The following is a 19,269-nucleotide window of genomic DNA, read 5'->3' as shown; positions in this document are numbered from 1 at the left end:
CTCCCTGAGATTTTCAGGAAATCTGACACATTAAATGTCAACTTAGATTGACACAGATCAAGCGCCCGAGGGGGCGGGCTCCATTTCCAGCCGGAATCGACAGGCATCGGCCCCGGCGGCCATGCAGGACGTCTCGACGCAGCGCAGGCGGCTATGCGCCATCCGGCGGAAAGTGTGCTGGAACAATTCCTCGTGCCAGACACAGATAGGACTGGCGCTGTGCTCCCCGCGCACAGTCGGGTTGTCGATCAACTGGAATTCGTTGGTCCCCAGAATGCTGAACTTGCCCGAGCCGCCAAAGGTCCAGGCGTTCTGCACCGCATGCCGCCCCAGCATCCAGACGGCCAGAGGATAGGGCATATTCGTCAGCAACAGACGCGCCCGCGCAGGCATCCGGTTGGCCATGATCCATTCCACCGCGTCGCGGGCTGCCTCGCGCTGAATCTCTTCCGCCGTGTCGGGATGGTTGCGGCGCAGCGACTGGTGCAGAACCGCCACCTGCCGTTCACGCACGGGCTCGCCCGGATCGGGCAGGTGCAGGAAACGCGCCTCATCCAGAAGCTGTGCCACAGCCTCTGTGCCCAGCCTCCGCTCGACCGCCGCGACCAGCGGCAAAACCGTCTGCGACCCCATCATGCCCTTGCGGCGGGGCGCGCGCAGCAAACCGGCCGTAGGGGCGGTCATGGTCGATATCCTTGCAGCTGCCGAAGCGGCGGTGCCATGTAGGTTCCTTCCCTCCGCGCCCATGTGATGGGACGGGACAGTTTCCTCATCGAAAGCGAAGATGGGTTAAAAAGGAAAAAGCGGCGTCGCAACGCCAACCATGACCCGAACTTGTCAATCAAAGTTGACATAAGTATGCAAATTCATGAATTCAAGGGCTGCGGGCCCTGCGAAAAAACCGAAGTTTCCACCGCCAAACAGGACTTGCGCCGCATCTTGGGATGTCTATAACCCACGAGAATTTGCGCGCGGGGCTGCCCCGCTGCGCCATGCTGCCGCGCGGGCGCCACCTCCCTGATGCGCCGCGCCATAAGGGGACCGACATGCCGAAAAGAACCGATATCTCCTCCATCATGATCATCGGAGCCGGTCCCATCGTGATCGGACAGGCCTGCGAATTCGACTATTCCGGCGCGCAAGCCTGCAAGGCGCTGCGCGAGGAAGGCTACCGGGTCATCCTCGTCAACTCGAACCCCGCGACGATCATGACCGATCCGGGTCTGGCCGACGCCACCTATATCGAGCCGATCACCCCCGAGGTTGTGGCCAAGATCATCGAAAAGGAACGCCCCGACGCGCTGCTGCCCACGATGGGCGGGCAAACCGGCCTGAACACCAGTCTCGCGCTGGCGGACATGGGCGTGCTTGAGAAATTCGGCGTGGAACTGATCGGCGCGAACCGTCAGGCCATTGAAATGGCCGAGGATCGCAAACTTTTCCGCGAAGCGATGGACCGCATCGGTCTGGAGAACCCCAAGGCCACCATCGTCGCCGCCCCCAAGAAGGAAAACGGCAAATACGATATCGCCGCTGGTCTGAAACAGGCCATGGACGCGCTGGAAGAGATCGGCCTGCCCGCCATCATCCGTCCTGCCTTCACCCTTGGCGGCACCGGCGGTGGCGTGGCCTATAACCGCGACGATTATGAATATTACTGCCGGTCCGGTCTGGAAGCCTCGCCCATGGCGCAGATTCTGGTCGATGAATCCCTGCTCGGCTGGAAAGAGTTCGAGATGGAGGTGGTCCGCGACAAGGCCGACAACGCCATCATCGTCTGCTCGATCGAAAACGTCGATCCGATGGGGGTGCATACGGGCGATTCGATTACCGTCGCCCCCGCCCTGACGCTGACCGACAAGGAATATCAGATCATGCGCAACGGCTCGATCGCCGTTCTGCGCGAGATCGGCGTGGAAACCGGCGGCTCGAACGTGCAATGGGCGATCAACCCCGCCGATGGCCGCATGGTCGTGATCGAGATGAACCCGCGTGTGTCGCGTTCATCCGCGCTGGCCTCCAAGGCGACGGGTTTCCCGATTGCCAAGATCGCGGCGAAACTGGCCGTCGGCTATACGCTGGACGAGCTGGACAATGACATCACCAAGGTGACGCCTGCCAGCTTCGAGCCGACGATCGACTATGTCGTGACCAAGATCCCCCGCTTCGCCTTTGAGAAATTCCCCGGCAGCCAGCCCAACCTGACCACCGCGATGAAATCCGTGGGCGAGGCGATGGCCATTGGCCGCACCATCCACGAATCGTTGCAAAAGGCGCTGGCCTCGATGGAAACCGGCCTGACCGGCTTTGACGAGGTCGAGATCGAAGGCGCACCCGAGAAATCCGCCGTGATCAAGGCCATCTCCAAGGCCACGCCCGACCGGATGCGCACCATCGCGCAGGCCATGCGCCACGGCCTTACCGATGACGAAATCCACGCGACCACCATGTTCGATCCGTGGTTCCTGGCCCGTATCCGCGAAATCGTCGAGGCCGAGGATGAGGTCCGCAAGAACGGTCTTCCTGTCACCGAATACGGTCTGCGCAAGCTCAAGATGATGGGCTTTACCGACGCGCGTCTGGCCCATCTGACAGGCCGGACCGAAGCGAACGTCCGCCGCGCCCGCCAGAACCTTGGTGTCAATGCCGTGTTCAAGCGGATCGACACCTGCGGCGCCGAGTTCGAAGCGCAGACGCCTTACATGTATTCCACCTATGAAGCCCCCGCGATGGGCGATGTGGAATGCGAAGCCCGCCCCTCTGACCGCAAGAAAGTGGTCATTCTGGGCGGGGGCCCCAACCGCATCGGTCAAGGGATCGAGTTCGATTATTGCTGCTGCCACGCCTGCTTTGCGCTGTCGGACGTGGGCTATGAAACCATCATGATCAACTGCAACCCGGAAACGGTGTCCACCGACTATGACACGTCGGACCGGCTCTATTTCGAACCGCTGACCTTCGAGCATGTGATGGAAATCCTGCGGGTCGAACAGACCAACGGAACGTTGCACGGCGTGATCGTCCAGTTCGGCGGCCAGACCCCGCTGAAACTGGCGAATGCGCTTTACGAGGAAGGTATCCCCATCCTTGGCACCACGCCCGACGCCATCGACCTTGCCGAAGACCGCGAGCGGTTCCAGCAGCTTGTCCAGCGTCTTGGCCTGAAACAGCCGCGCAACGGCATCGCCTCCACCGACGCGCAGGCGCTGGCCATTGCCGAAGATATCGGCTTCCCGCTGGTGATCCGCCCCTCCTACGTGCTGGGTGGCCGCGCGATGGAGATCGTGCGCGACATGGCCCATCTGGAACGCTACATCCGCGAGGCCGTGGTCGTGTCGGGCGACAGCCCCGTCCTGCTCGACAGCTATCTGTCAGGTGCCGTGGAAATGGATGTGGACGCGCTCTGCGATGGCAAGACCGTGCATGTGGCGGGCCTGATGCAGCATATCGAGGAAGCGGGTGTGCATTCCGGCGACAGCGCCTGTTCGCTGCCCCCCTACTCCCTGCCCCGGCACATCATCGACGAGGTTCACAAACAGACCGAAGCACTGGCGCTGGCCCTTGGCGTTGTCGGCCTGATGAACGTGCAATTCGCGATCAAGGACGACGAGGTGTATCTGATCGAGGTGAACCCCCGCGCCTCGCGCACCGTGCCTTTCGTGGCCAAGGCAACAGATTCCGCCATCGCCTCGATCGCCGCGCGTCTCATGGCAGGGGAGCCGATGTCGAACTTCCCCCATCGCGGCCCCTATCCTGCGGACGCTAAGCCCGGCACCCTGCCCATGGCCGATCCGCTGACTCTGGCCGATCCGGCGATGCCTTGGTTCTCGGTCAAGGAGGCGGTGCTGCCCTTCGCCCGCTTCCCCGGCGTCGACACGATCCTTGGCCCGGAAATGCGCTCGACCGGCGAGGTGATGGGCTGGGACGTGTCCTTCCCGCTCGCCTTCCTCAAGGCGCAGTTGGGGGCCGGCACCGATCTGCCGCGCGAAGGCAAGGTGTTCATCTCGATCCGCGACGCCGACAAGACCGCCGATATGGTCGAGGCCGCGCAGATCGTCACGGCGCTGGGTCTGACGATTGTCGCCACACGCGGCACCGCCGCATGGCTTGAGGAGAACGGCGTCGCCTGCGACGTGGTGAACAAGGTCTATGAGGGGCGCCCCAATGTGGTGGACATGCTCAAGGACGGCGGCATCACGCTGGTCATGAACACGACCGAAGGCGCGCAGGCCGTCGAAGACAGCCGCGAGATCCGCAAGGTCGCGCTTTACGACAAGATCCCCTACTTCACAACCGCAGCGGGTAGCCATGCTGCAGCCCTGGCCATGCGCGCCCGCGAAGAAGGCGATTTCACCGTAATGCCGCTGCAAGGCTGACCCGACCGGCAAGGCCCCTGAAAACCATGCATTAAATGATCATTGGATCTGGTCATTTTATGCATGAACAACGCATGTGACATTTCTGCGCCAAAGCATCAATGTCCATGGCGCGGGCAAAAACTGTTAATACTTTTTCCACCATTGGTTATATAATGTCATGGCTGCGTTTGGCTGCAGCGTTAACGAGTGTCCCCGTATCTCCAGCGGGGTTTGTTTAGATCCGTCGCGTTCTCACCCGGTCGGAGGGGATGAGGCCCGAAAGGGCAAAAGATGCGACGGATTGAACAAGGCAGCTCACGCTCTGATGGCTTGCCTTTGCCCCGCCCCGGCGGCTAGATCGCGCCCATGGCCAAGCTCTATTTCCATTACTCCACCATGAACGCGGGCAAATCCACTGTCCTGCTGCAAGCCTCGCACAACTACCGCGAACGCGGGATGCAGACCTATCTGTTGACAGCGCAAGTGGACGGGCGCGCAGGCCATGGCCGCGTCGCCTCGCGCATCGGCATCGGGCAGGAAGCGGATACATTCGCCCCCGGCGACAACCTCTTTGCACGGCTAGCCGCGCGACTGGACGCGGCCCCCATCGCCTGCGTCTTCATCGACGAGGCGCAGTTTCTGGAAGCCGCGCAGGTCTGGGATCTGGCCCGCGCCGTCGATGATCTGGGCGTGCCCGTCATGTGCTATGGTCTGCGCGTCGATTTCCGGGGCGAACTCTTCCCCGGCTCGGCCACGCTTCTGGCGCTGGCCGATGAATTGCGCGAAGTCCGCACGATCTGCCATTGCGGCAAGAAGGCCACGATGGTCGTGCGCAAAGGCCCCGACGGCCGCGCGCTGACCGATGGCGCGCAGGTCTTCATCGGTGGCAATGAAAGCTATGAAAGCCTTTGCCGCATCCACTGGCGTGAAGCCGTGGGCGACCGCCCCAAGACACAAGGCTGACGCCCCGCATCCCGCGTGCTAGGCTCGCCGCACTTGACGGAGTCCCCATGCGCGCCCTGATCCTTGCCCTGCTCCTGCTTCTGCCCGCCCTGCCCGTGATGGCGCAGGACCGCGCCGCCGTGGAACGGAAGTTCCGCACATGGCTGGATGACACCGTCTGGCCCCGCGCCCGTGCTGCAGGCGTGTCCCGCGCCACGCATGAGGCCGCGTTTCAGGGCGTCAGCCTGATGTGGGATCTGCCCGATCTGGTCCCCCCCGGCAGCAACGCCCCCGCCCCCGGCCCGCAGCGGCAGGGCGAATTCGGCAGCCCCGCCGCCTATTTCGCCCCCGCCACCGTTGCCGCGACGACCCGCGACGGCGTCAGCATGGCCCGCCGCCATGCCGCCACCCTCGCCCGGACCGAACAACAAACCGGCGTGCCCGGTCGCATCATCCTTGCCATCTGGGGTCGCGAATCCGCCTTTGGGCGCGCCGCGATCCCGCATGACGCCTATGCCGTGCTGGGCACCAAGGGTTTCATGGCGACCCGCGCGGACTACTTCACCGATGAACTCATCGCCGCCCTGCAACTGGCCGAAACCGCGCGGATCAACCCGCGCGGGCTGCGGTCAAGCTGGGCGGGTGCACTGGGACAGCCGCAATTCATGCCCTCGAATGTGCTGACCCACGCCCGTGACGGTGATGGCGACGGTCGCGCCGACATCTTCGGCTCGGAACCCGATACCATCGCCTCCATCGCAGCTTATCTGGCTCATCATGGCTGGCAGGCTGGGCGCGACTGGGGGTTCGAGGTGGTGCTGCCCCCGCAAGTCTCCTGCGCGCTGGAAGGCCCTGACCGGGGCCGGACCTTTGCCGACTGGGCCGCCATGGGCATCACCCGCACCGGGGGGCGCCCCTTCCCCGCTGCGGAGCTGCCGCGTGAAGGCTTTCTGATGCTGCCCGCAGGTCGCTTCGGTCCCGCCTTTCTGGTCACGCAGAATTTCTATGTGCTGAAAGCCTATAACATGTCCGATCTCTACGCCCTCTTCGTGGGCCATGTGGGCGACCGCATCGCCTATGGCATGGGCGATTTCACCGCGCCATGGGGCCGCGTGGGTGGCCTCATGCGCGGCGATGTCGCCGCCATGCAGAGTGCGTTGCAAGCCATGGGCCATGATACCGGCGGCGCGGATGGTCTGGCCGGGTTCCGCACGCGGCGATCCATCGGCGCATGGCAAGAGGCGACAGGCCAAAGCCCCACCTGCTTTCCCGATGCGTCGATGAAATCGGTCCTGCGTTAAACCCGCTGGATCAGCACCGATCCCACCGAATAGCCCGCGCCAAAGGAACAGATCAGCCCCATGTCGCCGGGCCGCAGATCCGCGGAATGTTTCGCAAAGGCGATGATCGACCCGGCCGAGGAGGTATTGGCATATTCCTGCAGGATATTGGGCTGCTCTCCCGGTTCCGGCTCACGACCCAGCACCTTGCGCCCGATGAAATCGTTCATCGACTTGTTCGCCTGATGCAGCCACAGCCGCCGCAACTGTGACGGCTGAACCCCTTCAGCCGCCAGATGCGCAAGGATATGGTCCGACACCATCGGCACCACCTCCTTGAACACTTTGCGCCCGTTCTGCATGAACTGCATGTCGCGCCGGTCGGCCACCCCATCGGGGCGCGAACGGCGCAGGAAACCGTTGTTGTTGCGGATATTGTTGGAAAACTGCGTCGCGCAACGGGTGGAAATCACCTTGAAATGCGCGCCCTTCGCGTCTTCCTCCCGTTCGATCACGGTAGCGGTGCAGACATCGCCGAAGATGAAATGACAATCGCGGTCGCGCCATTCCAGATGGCCCGAACAGATCTCGGGGTTCACCACGATCGCGCGCCGCGCCGATCCCGCGCGCACCATATCGGCGGCCGCCTGAATGCCGAAGGTGGCCGAGGAACAGGCCACGTTCATGTCGAAGGCAAAGCCGCCCGCGCCCAGCAACTGCTGAATCTCCACCGCCACGGCGGGATAGGCGCGTTCCATATTGCTGGCGGCACAGATCACCAGATCAATGTCGGCCCCGGTCAACCCCGCCATCGCCAGCGCCTTCCCACAGGCATCCAGCGCCATTTCCGCCATGACGCCCGGTTCCTCATCGCTGCGCTGGCGCAGCAACGGATGCATCACTTCAGGGTCCAGCACCCCTGTCTTGTCCAGCACATAGCGCTGCTCGATCCCGGATGCCTTGAAGATGAACTCGGACGAGGAATGTTCCTTCGCCACAACCTCACCAGCCGCGATCTCGGCGGCATGCGCGGCATTGTAACGATCGGCATAGGCGTTGAAGGCCGCGACAAGCTCGTCATTGGTGATGACCTGCGCGGGGGTGAACACCCCGGTTCCGCTGATAACAGGCTGATACATGGCGCGCCCCTTCCCTGATGGTGCCCCAGATCATCCCAAGGCACCGCCAAGGTCAAGAGGGCATGCCCCGCATGCCCTGCTGCCTTCCCCTGCGTCAGAGCAGATTGGGCGGCGGAGTCCCCGCGAAATGCGCGGCCAGATTGTCCAGCACCATCCGTCCCATCGCCTCGCGCACTTCCAGCGTCGAGGTGCCCAGATGCGGCAGCAGCGTCACATTATCCAGCTTTCGCAGCGCCACAGGCACGGCGGGCTCGAACTCATAGACATCCAGTCCCGCGCCTCCGATCTGTCCGGCCTGCAACACGGCGATCAGTGCCGCCTCATCCACCACATCGCCGCGGGCGATATTGACCAGATGGGCATGCGGCTGCATCGCGGCCAGAACCTCTGCCCCGATCAGATGATGGGTCTCGGCCCCGCCCGGCGTGGCCACCACAAGGATATCCACCTGCCCCGCCATGTCGGTCAGGCTGTCCACCTGCCGCGCAGGAAACTCCACCGATTTGGGCGAGCGGTTGTAGAACAGCACCTCCATTCCGAACCCGAAATGACAGCGCCGCGCGATGGCCTGACCGATCCGGCCCATGCCGACGATGCCCACGGTCTTGCCCGTCACGTGCAGGCCCAGCATCTGTGTCGGATGCCAGCCTTCCCACGCGCCGGAACGGACCAGCCGTTCTCCTTCCGCCGCGCGCCGCGCGCTCATCAGGATCAGGGTCATCGCGGTATCGGCGGTCGCATCGGTCACGGCACCGGGGGTATTGGTGACCTTCACGCCATGGGCGCGCGCGGCCTCCACGTCGATATGGTTGATCCCGACCCCGAAATTCGCCAGCATCTTGCAGCGCGGACGCCCGAATTCCGCAAATATCTCGGCCGAGAACTTGTCGCCCAGCGAGGGCATGATCGCATCATAGACCGCAAGGCCCGAGCGCATTTCGGCAGGAGTCATGGGCGTGGTCTTGTCGCGCAATTCCACGTCGAACATGGCATTTGCTGCCTCCAGCACGGAATCCGGCAAACGACGGCTGATCAGAACCTTGGGCATCAATGCATCCTTCCACCAAGCGGCACATCCAGATCGGGCGACAGCAGGACGATCCCGCCCGTCGCATCCGACACCCCCAGCACCAGCACTTCGGACATGAACGGGCCGATCTGCCGGGGCGGGAAATTCACGACCGCCATCACCTGTTTCCCGATCAACGTCTCGGGCGCATAATGGGCGGTGATCTGGGCCGAGGTCTTCTTTTCCCCGATCTCCGGCCCGAAGTCGACCCAGAGCTTGATCGCGGGCTTGCGCGCCTCTGGGAAGGGCTCCGCACGGGTCACGCGCCCTACGCGAATGTCGACTTTCAGGAAATCATCAAAGGTGATCTCAGCCACGGGACAGCTCCTTGGACCTTTCAGTGGCGGCCTTGATGGCACGGTCCAGAAGCGCGGGAAACCCGCTTTCCGGGTCCATCAGCACATTCAAGGCGGCCTGCGTGGTGCCATTGGGGCTGGTCACATTGATGCGCAACTGCGCGGGTGTCTCGTCCGTGCCTTCGGCCAGCGCACCTGCCCCGGCCACGGTCGCCCGCGCCAGTTGCAGGGCCAGATCAGGGGCCAGTCCCTGCGCCTCTCCCGCCGCCGCCATGGTCTCGATCAAGTGAAACACATAAGCGGGGCCCGAGCCTGACAGGCCGGTGACCGCATCCATCTGCCCCTCGTTCTCCAGACGCACCACCTGTCCCACGGCGGATAGCAGCGATTCCGCGGCCTCCAGCCCAGACGTGCCGGCATGGGCGTTGCCCACGATCGCGCTGATCCCGCGCCCCACGGCGGCGGGCGTGTTCGGCATGGCCCGTACGATGGGCGTTTGCGCGCCCAAGACCTCCTCGAAGCGGGCAATCGGCGTGCCTGCCGCCACAGAGATGAACAGTGTCGCGCCATTTCCCATCGCGGCCAGCGTGGGCAGCGCCGCACCCATCATCTGCGGCTTGACCGCAACGATCACGATGGCCGGATGTGGGGGAAGGTCCGCGTTGATCTGCACGCCGGTGCCGCGCAGCCAGTCCGACGGGTGGGGGTCGATCACCCAGACGCCCTTGGGCGACAGCCCCCGCGCTAGCCAGCCCGCCAGCATGGCCGATCCCATCTTGCCGCAGCCCAGAAGGACCAGCCCCCTGCGGCCAAGCTCTTGCATATCCATGGAAGTCCCCCCTCGGCTGTTTCGCGTCGGGGGGCAGTGTTACGCGCGCCCGTAGGCCTCTGCAATGGCGACCTGGATCGCATCGGCCGGGGACCGCTCGCCCCAGACGACCAGCTGGAAGGCCGGGTAATAGCGTTCCGCGCTCATCACGGCGGCATTGATCAGCGTGTCGATCTGTTCGGGGCTCGCCACCTGCTCGCCCGACAGCACCAGACCATAGCGCCAGACCATCAGCTTCTGCGCGGCCCAGAAGGTGAACGCCCCCGCCCAGCACTGATCATTGACCGCGTTCAGCGTCTCATACAGATGCGGCAAACGCGCGGCAGGCGGTTCCATCTCGAAGGTGCAGATCAGGCGCAGGGTCTCGTCATAGCTCGACCAGGCCAGTGTGATCGAATAGGTCCGCCACTGCCCCTCGACCGCCATGGCGATCTGGTCCTGACCGATCCGGTCGAAATCCCAGTCGTGATAGGCCGCGATATTCTCGACGATATCAATGGGGTGGATATCGTCCTCAAGGAAATGCTCGGATAGTGCCATGGCGCCACCTCTCTGCCTGTAGCGTGGGGGCGTTATACCGCCTCAACCGCTAGGTGCCTGCTCAAAGGACGGAGGCCATTCCCCGCGCCCCTACAAGATATGGTGGTCCAACACCCCTGCCCCTGTAAAGTGATTTCTTGGGGATAACCGCAACAAGTTGTGGATGACTCCACCAAATCCGCATGATCCTGATCAATCCACAGGCACTGGTGTCGGCTGCTTCTTCTTGCCCCAAATATCCATGACGACAGCAGCCCCGCATACCGCGCCATGAAAAACGCGCGCAACCCCGCAACCGGGGCGCGCGCGCCGCATGTCTCAATCGATCCGGAAAGGGCTTACTTGCCCTTGCCCTCCAGCGCATCCAGCCGCGCCTTCAGCGCCGCATTCTCCTCGCGCGCCTTCTGCGCCATGGCGCGCACGGCGTCGAACTCCTCGCGGGTCACGAAATCGCGATCCGCCAGCCAGCGGTCGATCATCGACTTCATCGCCGTTTCAGCCTCGTCCTTGGCCCCCTGCGCCACGCCCATCGCGTTGGTCATCAGTTGCGAGATGTCGTCCAGAATTTTGTTGCGCGTCTGCATTGCGGCTCTCCAGCGTTACCTTTACCTGCCTATATGGGCCGCAACGGGGCTGCCCACAAGGTTGACTTCCCCCCGACCCCAGAGGCAGACAGACGCAGATGCGCGCCATGATCCAGTTCCCCGACCTTTCGCCCGAGATTTTCTCGATCACCCTCTTCGGGTTCGAAGTGGCGCTGCGCTGGTATGCGCTGGCCTATATCGCGGGCATCGTCATCGCCTGGCGGATCAGCCTGGCCGCCATCCGCCGCCCCGCCCTCTGGCGCGGCAACGTGCCCCCGATGACAGCCGCCCAGATCGAGGATCTGCTGACATGGATCATCATCGGCATCATCGCCGGCGGGCGGCTGGGCTTCGTGCTGTTCTACCAGCCCGCCTATTATCTGGCCAATCCGGCGCAGATCCCGATGGTCTGGCAGGGCGGCATGGCCTTTCACGGCGGCTTTCTGGGTGTCGTCGTCGCGGCGTGGATCTTCACATGGCGGCACAGGATCCCCCGCCTTGCCGCCGCCGATGCCATCGCGCTGGGCGTGCCCGTGGGGCTGATGCTGGGGCGGATCGCGAATTTCATCAATGCCGAACTCTGGGGCCGCCCCACCGATCTGCCCTGGGGCGTGGTCTTTCCGGGGGCCGCCGCACAGGATTGCGCGGGCGTGGTCGGGTTATGCGCCCGCCATCCCTCGCAACTCTATCAGGCAGGGCTGGAAGGCGCGCTCCTGCTGGGTGTCATGCTCTGGCTCGCCTTCCGGCGCGACGCGCTCAAGGTGCCGGGTCAGATCACCGGAGTCTTCCTCGCAGGCTACGGGGCCGCGCGCTTTGTCGTCGAATATTTCCGTCAAGCGGACGCGCAATTCATCACGCCGGACAATCCGCTGGGCCATGTGATCCGCCTGGGCGACAGCGTCGGCATCACCATGGGGCAGCTTCTGTCGCTGCCGATGCTGGCGGCAGGCGTGGCGTTGATCCTCTATGCCCGCCGCCGCGCGCAAAGTATGCCGGCATGATCGACCAGCCGCGTGACATGAACGCGCTAGAACGCATCCTTCTCGACCGGATCAGGACCGAGGGTCCGCTGACCGTCGCCGATTACATGGCGCACTGTCTGCTACACCCGACCCATGGCTATTACACCACCCGCGATCCTTTCGGGGCGGCGGGCGATTTCATCACCGCGCCCGAGATCAGCCAGATGTTCGGCGAGATGCTGGGCCTGTGTCTGGCGCAAGTCTGGCTGGATCAGGGACAGCCCGCACCTTTCACGCTGGCTGAACTCGGTCCCGGTCGCGGCACGCTGATGGCCGACATCCTGCGGGTCACCGCCAAGGTGCCGGGCTTTCATGCCGCCGCGCATGTCCATCTGGTCGAGGCCTCTGCCCGCCTGCGCGCGGTGCAGGCCGCAACGCTGGCCTCTGTCTGGCCCGCCGCGCGGATCACATGGCATGACAGCCCGGATGACCTGCCGCAAAGGCCGCTTTATCTGGTGGCGAACGAATTCTTCGATGCCCTGCCGATCCGCCAGTTTCAGCGCACAGAGGATGGTTTCGCGGAAATGGTCGTAGGCACCGCCGCAGGCAAGCTGACCATCGGGCTTGTCCCGGCCCCGGCCAACCCGGCACTTGACGCAAGGCTTGCCGATACCCGACCGGGTGACGTGGTCGAGATCTGCGCTACCGCCCCGCTCATCGCGGGCCAGATCGGCCATCGTATCGCGGATCACGGTGGCGCGGCCCTGATCCTGGACTATGGCGACTGGCGCTCGCTGGGCGACACGTTGCAAGCCATGGGGCGGCAGGCCTATGCCTCGCCACTCGACAGGCCCGGCGAGGTTGATCTGACTGCCCATGTGGATTTCGAGGCGCTCGTCTGTTCCCTTCCCTGCGCCCATAGCCGCCTGACCACGCAGGGTGTGTTTCTGGAACGCTTGGGGATCACCGCCCGTGCCCAAACTTTGGCCGCCCATCTGACCGGTTCCGGGCTCGAGGATCATATTGCCGCACATCGGCGCTTGACGCATCCACAGGAAATGGGGACGCTCTTCAAGGTGGTGGCGCTCTATCCACAGAATGCCGCCCCGCCCCCCGGACTGGAAGCCTGACGCCGAAATGACTTTGGAAATACTGACATCAGAGGCGTTGATGCCGCTCCGTCACGGGTTCTTCACCCGGCGTGGCGGTGCCTCTTCGGGGGTGTTTCAGGGCTTGAACTGCGGCCCCGGTTCTTCGGATCAGGCGGAAATCGTGGCGATCAACCGCGCCCGCGTGGCGCAGGCGATGGATCTTGCCCCCGATCATCTGGTCACGGTGCATCAGGTCCATTCGGCGGATGTGGTGCATGTGACCGGCCCCTTGTCCGACAAACCCCGTGCCGACGGGATCGTGACCGCCACGCCCGGCGTGGCGCTGGCGATCCTCACCGCGGATTGTCAGCCTGTCCTCTTTGCCGATACCCATGCCGGCGTGATCGGGGCTGCCCATGCCGGATGGCGCGGCGCGCTTGACGGCGTGCTTGAAGCGACCCTTGATGCGATGGAGGGCCTTGGCGCGGACCGGGCGCATATCCATGCCGTGATCGGCCCCTCAATCAGCCAAAGCGCCTATGAGGTAGGACCCGAGTTTTTCGATGACTTCATGGCTGAAGACCCGGACAACGCCCGCTTCTTTGCCCAAGGGTCGGGTGACCGGATGATGTTCGACCTGCCCGCCTACGGGCTGCACCGCCTGCGCGGGGCGGGTGTGGGGCATGCGGAATGGACACGGCATTGCACCTATTCCGAGCCGGAACGCTTCTTCTCGTACCGCCGGACGACTCACGCGGGCGAGGCGGATTACGGGCGGCTCATCTCGGCGATCCGGCTCTGATCCGGGCAGGAATGGGGCGAATGCGCCTGAAATCCGCGCGCGGGCGGTGCAAATGTCAATGAACCCTCGCCTCGGCGCACGCTGCCGCTAGATTGCAAGTATATGATTTTGTTTGATTTTTAAATGTCCCATCGTGGGACATCCGGCTTCTGGCCGGTTTTCTGGCCATCTGGAACAGAATCCACCGCCGCGGCCAAAACAATGCCGCATTGATCCGGCAGATTGTTTCCATCAAGGCAGGCAGTCGACCGGAACACCGGCAGGAGACAAGATAGATGAAAACCAAACGCTGGATGAAATCGGTGATCGCCACCGCCAAAAGCCCCGAGATGGCTACGACATCCCTCCCCTGGCAGCGCGGCACCGCCCGCGCCGCGATAATCGCCAAGCGCCGCCCCCTTTTCAAGATTGCCCGCCAGGCCTGACGCTCCCTTCAAGGCCCGGACGCATCAAAGCCGCCCCGACAAAGGGCGGCTTTTTCATGTCCGGCCCTCCCGATCCACGAAAACCCGGATTCCGCCCCCACAGTCGCAGGTCGAATCAAATTGTGGCAGCTTTGTTCCAGCTGGTGAAACAAAGCCCCCGTCAAACAGATCATTGAATTGGCCGTGCCACAGATTGTCCTGAATTTTTGACAAAGAAGGCAGGAATGGGTCAATTGATCCCACTGAAAACGACCTGAAACCAAAGTCCTTTCGGTGTTGTCGGTGGGGGCCGACACGACTGCGACGCCAAGAAGTGGTGAAACGCATGGCATTTGATACCCCCCCTGCCAGACATCTGGCAGTCACGAAGACGTCGTCCGGAATCAGCCTGGCCCACGGAGCGCTGTCCACGCGCCGCCCGCTTGATGCCAAGCCCGGATTTCTGGCCCGTGACACGGTCACACAAAAACCCCATTGCGAAACACCGCGCCTGACAGGCACCCCTGCGATGGCGCGCAAGGCACCGCTGCCAATCCGTCCGGCGGCAGCCCCTGCTGCTGCGGCGAGCTCGCAGAAAATGCCTGTGATGCGCCGCTACGAGGTTACGTTCCTGGGCGCGAATGGCGAGATCGACTCGAGCCGCCACGTTGCCCCGGCCACGCCCCAGTTCGAAGCCGCCTTCTCGGCCTTCGCGCGCGGCACGCTGATGGCAACCACCCAAGGCCTCTGCGCGATCGAGGATCTGCTGCCCGGCATGCAGATCGAAACCGCCGAGTTCGGGCCCTGCCCTGTCCTGTGGATCGGGTCGATGACGATCCTGCCCGACGCCCCGGTCGAAACACCCGACCAGACGCGGATGACCCGGATCATGGCCGACACGTTCGGGATGGGTCGCCCCATGGCCGATGTGATGGCCGGCCCCGGTGCCCGCCTGCTGCATCGCCCGGCGGCGCTGCGCGAGTTGAACGGGACCGGTGCACGGTCGGGCCAGGTCTTCACGCCGGTCTCGGATTTCGAGGACGGGATGAACACGATCCGCATCACCCCGCCCCGCCCCGTGACCGTCTATAACCTGTGTCTGGACCGCCATGCCTCGATCAAGGTGTCGGGCATGGATATGGAAAGCTTCCATCCCGGTCTGGGACTCGAGCAGCGGATGGGGCCGAACATGCTGGCGCTGTTCCTGTCGCTGTTCCCGCATATCCGCAGCCTGGATGATTTCGGTCCGCTGGCCTATCCGCGCGCCACGCGTGACACGCTGGACAGCCTGACAGCGGCGTGAACAGGGCGATCAACACCAGAAAAGGGCGCCCATGGGCGCCCTTTTTCCATCATCTCGACAGTTTCACGATCAGGCAGAGCGGTTCAGTCGCGCCTCAAGCACGTCGAAGGGCACACCGGGTTCATCCTTGGCGCAGCGGATCACGAGGCTGGTCTTGACGCTGGCCACGTTATCGGCGGCGGTCAGTTGTTCGGTCAGTTGTTCGGTCAGGAAGGACTGGAAGGTGCTGAGGTCGGGGGCCACGCATTTCAGGATGAAATCCACCTCGCCGTTCAGCATGTGGCACTCGCGCACCAGAGGCCATGCGCGGCAGCGCGCCTCGAAGGCGGACAGATCCGCCTCGGCCTGACTTTGCAGACCAACCATGGCGAAGACCTGCACCTCGAAACCCAGTTCGCGGGGATCGACCTTGGCGTGATAGCCGCGGATATATCCGGCTTCTTCCAGCGTGCGGACGCGGCGCAGGCAGGGCGGCGCGGATATGCCCACGCGCTTGGCCAGCTCGACGTTGGTCATGCGGCCATCGGCCTGCAACTCTGCCAGAATTTTCCGATCAATCGGGTCAAGCCGCGTTCCGGCCATGTTCCTGCTCTCCTTGAAGACGGTTTCTTATAGCATCGCCAGTGGCGCGCGCAATATTCTTTCACCAAAGCGCAAGATCGTTTCGATCATCCCCCCCGCAGCGGAAGGTCGCAGCACCAAGCCCGGCCACGCTGGGGGGTTTTCGACCCAGCGAAGCGGGTCTATATGCTGTGTTCAACGCAGATTCAAAGACAAAGGTTGCCCGCATGGCCGAGACACGTCACACGAAAGTTCTGATCATCGGCTCGGGGCCTGCGGGCTATACGGCGGGGGTCTATGCCAGCCGCGCCATGCTGGAGCCGATCCTTGTGCAGGGGATCGAGCCGGGCGGGCAGCTGACCACCACTACCGAGGTCGAGAACTGGCCCGGGGACACCGAGGTGCAGGGGCCAGATCTGATGGTGCGGATGCAGGACCACGCCAAGGCGATGGGCTGCGAGATCATCGGTGACATCATCGTATCGCTGGACACGACGGTGCGGCCCTTCGTGGCCAAGGGTGACAGCGGCACGACCTATACGGCCGATGCCGTAATCCTTGCGACAGGCGCGCGGGCCAAGTGGCTGGGCCTGCCGTCCGAGGATGCCTACAAGGGCTTTGGCGTGTCGGCCTGCGCCACCTGTGACGGCTTCTTCTATCGCGGGCAGGAGATCGTGGTGATCGGTGGTGGCAATACCGCGGTCGAGGAAGCGCTGTTCCTGACCAATTTCGCGTCCAAGGTCACGCTGATCCACCGGCGCGACAGCTTGCGCGCGGAAAAGATCCTGCAGGAGCGGCTGTTCAAGAACCCCAAGATCGAGACGCTGTGGTTCCACGCGCTGGAGGAGGTTGTCGGTGAGGACAATCCCAAGGGGGTCACGGCGGTGCGAGTCAAGCATGTGGAGACAGGCGCCATCACGGAGATCCCCTGCAAGGGTGTCTTCGTGGCCATTGGTCATGCGCCCGCCAACGAGTTGGTCAAGGATGTGCTGGAGCTGCACAACGGGGGTTATGTCACCGTGAAACCCGGCAGCACCGAGACATCGATTCCCGGAATCTTTGCCGCAGGCGATCTGACGGACCACAAATACCGTCAGGCGGTCACATCGGCCGGGATGGGCTGCATGGCGGCGCTGGACGCTGAACGCTTTCTGGCCGAGCATCAGGGATAATCGACCAAACTCCTGCAAAAAAGAGTCACTTTGGTCCGAAGTCGCAGTTCGGGCCAAAGTCGGCTTGAATTTTGTCCCTTTCAGGGGCTAGACGGCCCGCGACCCTGCGGCCGTCTTGCAGGTTCGTCCCCGCCCCTGTTGTAGCCCGTGTTCCGCCTTATCCGCATTGAAAGCCCTGCCCATGTATACGCCCAATCTGGCCCCGATCCCCGAACTTTACGTCTCATATGAGAGCGCGCAGAAACTCAAGATCGAGGCGGGCCAGCTGATCAGCTGGGATCTGACACCGCGCCAGATCTGCGATCTGGAACTGCTGATGAATGGCGGGTTCAATCCGCTGAAGGGCTTCCTGAGCCAGGAGGATTACGACAGCGTGGTCGACACCATGCGTCTGGCGGATGGGACGCTTTGGCCGATGCCGATCACGCTCGACGTGCCCGAGGCCTTTGCAGACAAGCTGGAGGTCGGGCAGGACATTGCCCTGCGCGATCAGGAAGGCGTGATCCTTGCCACGATGACCGTGACTGACCGCTGGGTGCCCAACAAGGCGCATGAGGCGAAGATGGTGTTCGGTGCGGACGATTCCGCGCATCCGGCGGTGAATTACCTGCACAATACGGCCGGTTCCGTCTATCTGGGCGGGCCTGTGACCGGCATCCAGCAGCCGGTGCATTATGATTTCAAAGGTCGCCGCGATACACCCAACGAGTTGCGCGCGCTGTTCCGCAAGCTGGGCTGGCGCAAGGTCGTGGCGTTCCAGACGCGGAACCCGTTGCACCGGGCGCATCAGGAACTGACCTTCCGGGCCGCGCGCGAGGCGCAGGCGAACCTGCTGATCCATCCGGTTGTCGGCATGACCAAACCGGGCGATGTGGACCATTTCACCCGCGTGCGCTGCTATGAAGCGGTGTTGGACCAGTATCCTTCTGCCACCACGACGATGAGCCTGCTGAACCTTGCCATGCGCATGGCTGGCCCGCGTGAGGCGGTCTGGCACGGGTTGATCCGCAAGAACCACGGCTGCACCCATTTCATCGTCGGTCGCGATCATGCCGGTCCCGGCAAGAACAGTGCGGGGCAGGATTTCTATGGCCCTTATGACGCGCAGACCCTGTTCAAAGAGCATGAGGCCGAGATCGGGCTGGAGATGGTCGATTTCAAACACATGGTCTATGTGCAGGAAAAGGCGCAGTATTTCCCTGCCGACGAAGTGCCTGAGGGCGCGACCGTTCTGGACATTTCCGGCACGGAGTTGCGCCGTCGTCTGGCCGAGGGTCTGGAAATCCCCGAGTGGTTTTCCTTTCCGCAAGTGGTGGCCGAATTGCGCCGCACCCGTCCGCCGCGGTCGCAGCAGGGCTTCACCGTGTTTTTCACCGGCTTTTCCGGGTCGGGGAAATCGACCATCGCGAATGCGCTGATGATCAAGCTGATGGAGATGGGCGGGCGTCCGGTGACGCTGCTGGACGGGGATGTGGTACGCAAGAACCTGTCCTCGGAACTGGGCTTCAGCAAGGAACACCGCGACCTGAACATCCGTCGGATCGGCTATGTCGCGTCCGAGATCACCAAGAACGGCGGTATTGCCATCTGTGCGCCGATCGCGCCCTATGCCACCACCCGCCGCGCGGTGCGCGAGGAGATCGAGCAGTTCGGCGCGTTTCTGGAGGTGCATGTCTCGACCAGTCTGGAGGAATGCGAGCGGCGTGACCGCAAGGGCCTCTACAAGCTGGCGCGTGAGGGCAAGATCAAGGAATTCACCGGCATTTCAGACCCCTATGACGTGCCGGAGAGCCCTGAACTGCGTCTGGACACCGAGAATGTCGATGTGGACAACTGCGCGCATCAGGTGATCCTCAAGCTGGAAAGCATGGGCCTGATCGCCGGCTGACAGGGACCGCCCTGCGCTGACAATGCAAAAGGCCGCATCCCGAGGATGC

The 19,269-nt window shown here is 63.4% G+C and carries 18 protein-coding genes; 10 read left to right on the top strand and 8 right to left on the bottom strand.

Translation table 11 applies throughout. The features are described from left to right. Window positions 1-57 precede the first annotated feature (57 nt). Window positions 58-684, bottom strand: coding sequence for a bacteriochlorophyll 4-vinyl reductase (bchJ, locus tag PVW27_RS08605; RefSeq protein ID WP_274556866.1), 627 nt, complete (start codon window positions 682-684; stop codon window positions 58-60). Between the two features lie 362 nt (window positions 685-1,046). On the opposite strand from bchJ, the gene carB reads away from it, so the two are divergent. The 3 genes from carB to PVW27_RS08590 all read left to right on the top strand — a co-directional run bounded on the left by carB (window position 1,047) and on the right by PVW27_RS08590 (window position 6,601). Then, window positions 1,047-4,376, top strand: coding sequence for a carbamoyl-phosphate synthase large subunit (gene carB / locus PVW27_RS08600; protein WP_274556865.1), 3,330 nt, complete (start codon window positions 1,047-1,049; stop codon window positions 4,374-4,376). Window positions 4,377-4,724: 348 nt separating this feature from the next. Continuing rightward, on the top strand, window positions 4,725-5,321 hold the full coding sequence (locus tag PVW27_RS08595; protein ID WP_274556863.1) for a thymidine kinase: 597 nt from the start codon (window positions 4,725-4,727) through the stop codon (window positions 5,319-5,321). A 47-nt stretch (window positions 5,322-5,368) separates the two neighbouring features. After that, window positions 5,369-6,601: a lytic murein transglycosylase gene (locus tag PVW27_RS08590; RefSeq protein ID WP_274556861.1), complete on the top strand. Its 1,233-nt coding sequence runs from the start codon at window positions 5,369-5,371 to the stop codon at window positions 6,599-6,601. Here PVW27_RS08590 and PVW27_RS08585 read toward each other — a convergent pair. The 6 genes from PVW27_RS08585 to PVW27_RS08560 all read right to left on the bottom strand — a co-directional run bounded on the left by PVW27_RS08585 (window position 6,598) and on the right by PVW27_RS08560 (window position 11,037). Continuing rightward, window positions 6,598-7,719 carry a beta-ketoacyl-ACP synthase III gene (locus tag PVW27_RS08585; protein ID WP_274556860.1) on the bottom strand — a complete coding sequence of 374 codons (1,122 nt, stop codon included), beginning with the start codon at window positions 7,717-7,719 and terminating at the stop codon, window positions 6,598-6,600. The two genes, PVW27_RS08590 and PVW27_RS08585, sit on opposite strands and share 4 nt — an antisense overlap. A gap of 94 nt (window positions 7,720-7,813) precedes the next feature. Next, window positions 7,814-8,767: a 2-hydroxyacid dehydrogenase gene (locus PVW27_RS08580; protein WP_274556858.1), complete on the bottom strand. Its 954-nt coding sequence runs from the start codon at window positions 8,765-8,767 to the stop codon at window positions 7,814-7,816. Further along, the gene (locus tag PVW27_RS08575; protein WP_274556856.1) at window positions 8,767-9,105 is read right to left on the bottom strand and encodes a tRNA-binding protein; all 339 of its coding nucleotides are present in this window, start codon (window positions 9,103-9,105) and stop codon (window positions 8,767-8,769) included. Before PVW27_RS08575 ends, PVW27_RS08580 begins: the two co-directional genes overlap by 1 nt. Next, window positions 9,098-9,913 carry a pyrroline-5-carboxylate reductase gene (gene proC / locus PVW27_RS08570; protein ID WP_274556855.1) on the bottom strand — a complete coding sequence of 272 codons (816 nt, stop codon included), beginning with the start codon at window positions 9,911-9,913 and terminating at the stop codon, window positions 9,098-9,100. The genes PVW27_RS08575 and proC overlap by 8 nt, the downstream gene beginning before the upstream one ends. Before the next feature lie 39 nt (window positions 9,914-9,952). Continuing rightward, on the bottom strand, window positions 9,953-10,453 hold the full coding sequence (locus PVW27_RS08565; protein WP_274556853.1) for a YbjN domain-containing protein: 501 nt from the start codon (window positions 10,451-10,453) through the stop codon (window positions 9,953-9,955). Window positions 10,454-10,791: 338 nt separating this feature from the next. Continuing rightward, a complete protein-coding gene (locus PVW27_RS08560) occupies window positions 10,792-11,037 on the bottom strand; it encodes an accessory factor UbiK family protein (protein ID WP_274556851.1) in 246 nt (81 codons plus the stop codon). A 98-nt stretch (window positions 11,038-11,135) separates the two neighbouring features. Here PVW27_RS08560 and lgt point away from each other — a divergent pair, with 98 nt between their 5' ends. The 5 genes from lgt to PVW27_RS08535 all read left to right on the top strand — a co-directional run bounded on the left by lgt (window position 11,136) and on the right by PVW27_RS08535 (window position 15,599). After that, on the top strand, window positions 11,136-12,038 hold the full coding sequence (lgt, locus tag PVW27_RS08555) for a prolipoprotein diacylglyceryl transferase (RefSeq protein WP_274556849.1): 903 nt from the start codon (window positions 11,136-11,138) through the stop codon (window positions 12,036-12,038). A 17-nt stretch (window positions 12,039-12,055) separates the two neighbouring features. Then, complete coding sequence (locus PVW27_RS08550; RefSeq protein ID WP_274557030.1) at window positions 12,056-13,129, top strand: class I SAM-dependent methyltransferase; 1,074 nt, start codon at window positions 12,056-12,058, stop codon at window positions 13,127-13,129. Window positions 13,130-13,136: 7 nt separating this feature from the next. Beyond that, window positions 13,137-13,892 (top strand): peptidoglycan editing factor PgeF, encoded by a 756-nt coding sequence (gene pgeF, locus PVW27_RS08545; RefSeq protein WP_274556848.1) that lies wholly within the window; start codon window positions 13,137-13,139, stop codon window positions 13,890-13,892. A 275-nt stretch (window positions 13,893-14,167) separates the two neighbouring features. Next, the gene (locus tag PVW27_RS08540) at window positions 14,168-14,317 is read left to right on the top strand and encodes a hypothetical protein (RefSeq protein WP_274556846.1); all 150 of its coding nucleotides are present in this window, start codon (window positions 14,168-14,170) and stop codon (window positions 14,315-14,317) included. 325 nt (window positions 14,318-14,642) lie between these two features. Next, window positions 14,643-15,599 carry a Hint domain-containing protein gene (locus PVW27_RS08535; RefSeq protein WP_274556844.1) on the top strand — a complete coding sequence of 319 codons (957 nt, stop codon included), beginning with the start codon at window positions 14,643-14,645 and terminating at the stop codon, window positions 15,597-15,599. Window positions 15,600-15,668: 69 nt separating this feature from the next. Here the strand turns inward: PVW27_RS08535 and PVW27_RS08530 are convergent, their stop codons facing one another. Continuing rightward, a complete protein-coding gene (locus PVW27_RS08530; protein WP_274556843.1) occupies window positions 15,669-16,181 on the bottom strand; it encodes an Lrp/AsnC family transcriptional regulator in 513 nt (170 codons plus the stop codon). Between the two features lie 206 nt (window positions 16,182-16,387). Here PVW27_RS08530 and trxB point away from each other — a divergent pair, with 206 nt between their 5' ends. Beyond that, the gene (gene trxB / locus PVW27_RS08525; protein WP_274556841.1) at window positions 16,388-17,332 is read left to right on the top strand and encodes a thioredoxin-disulfide reductase; all 945 of its coding nucleotides are present in this window, start codon (window positions 16,388-16,390) and stop codon (window positions 17,330-17,332) included. Window positions 17,333-17,513: 181 nt separating this feature from the next. Then, a complete protein-coding gene (locus PVW27_RS08520) occupies window positions 17,514-19,220 on the top strand; it encodes a bifunctional sulfate adenylyltransferase/adenylylsulfate kinase (protein ID WP_274556839.1) in 1,707 nt (568 codons plus the stop codon). Window positions 19,221-19,269: the final 49 nt, after the last annotated feature.

The organism is Seohaeicola sp. 4SK31 (genome assembly GCF_028802875.1).
Lineage (GTDB): Bacteria > Pseudomonadota > Alphaproteobacteria > Rhodobacterales > Rhodobacteraceae > Seohaeicola.
This window is presented reverse-complemented; position numbering and strand designations above follow the sequence as displayed.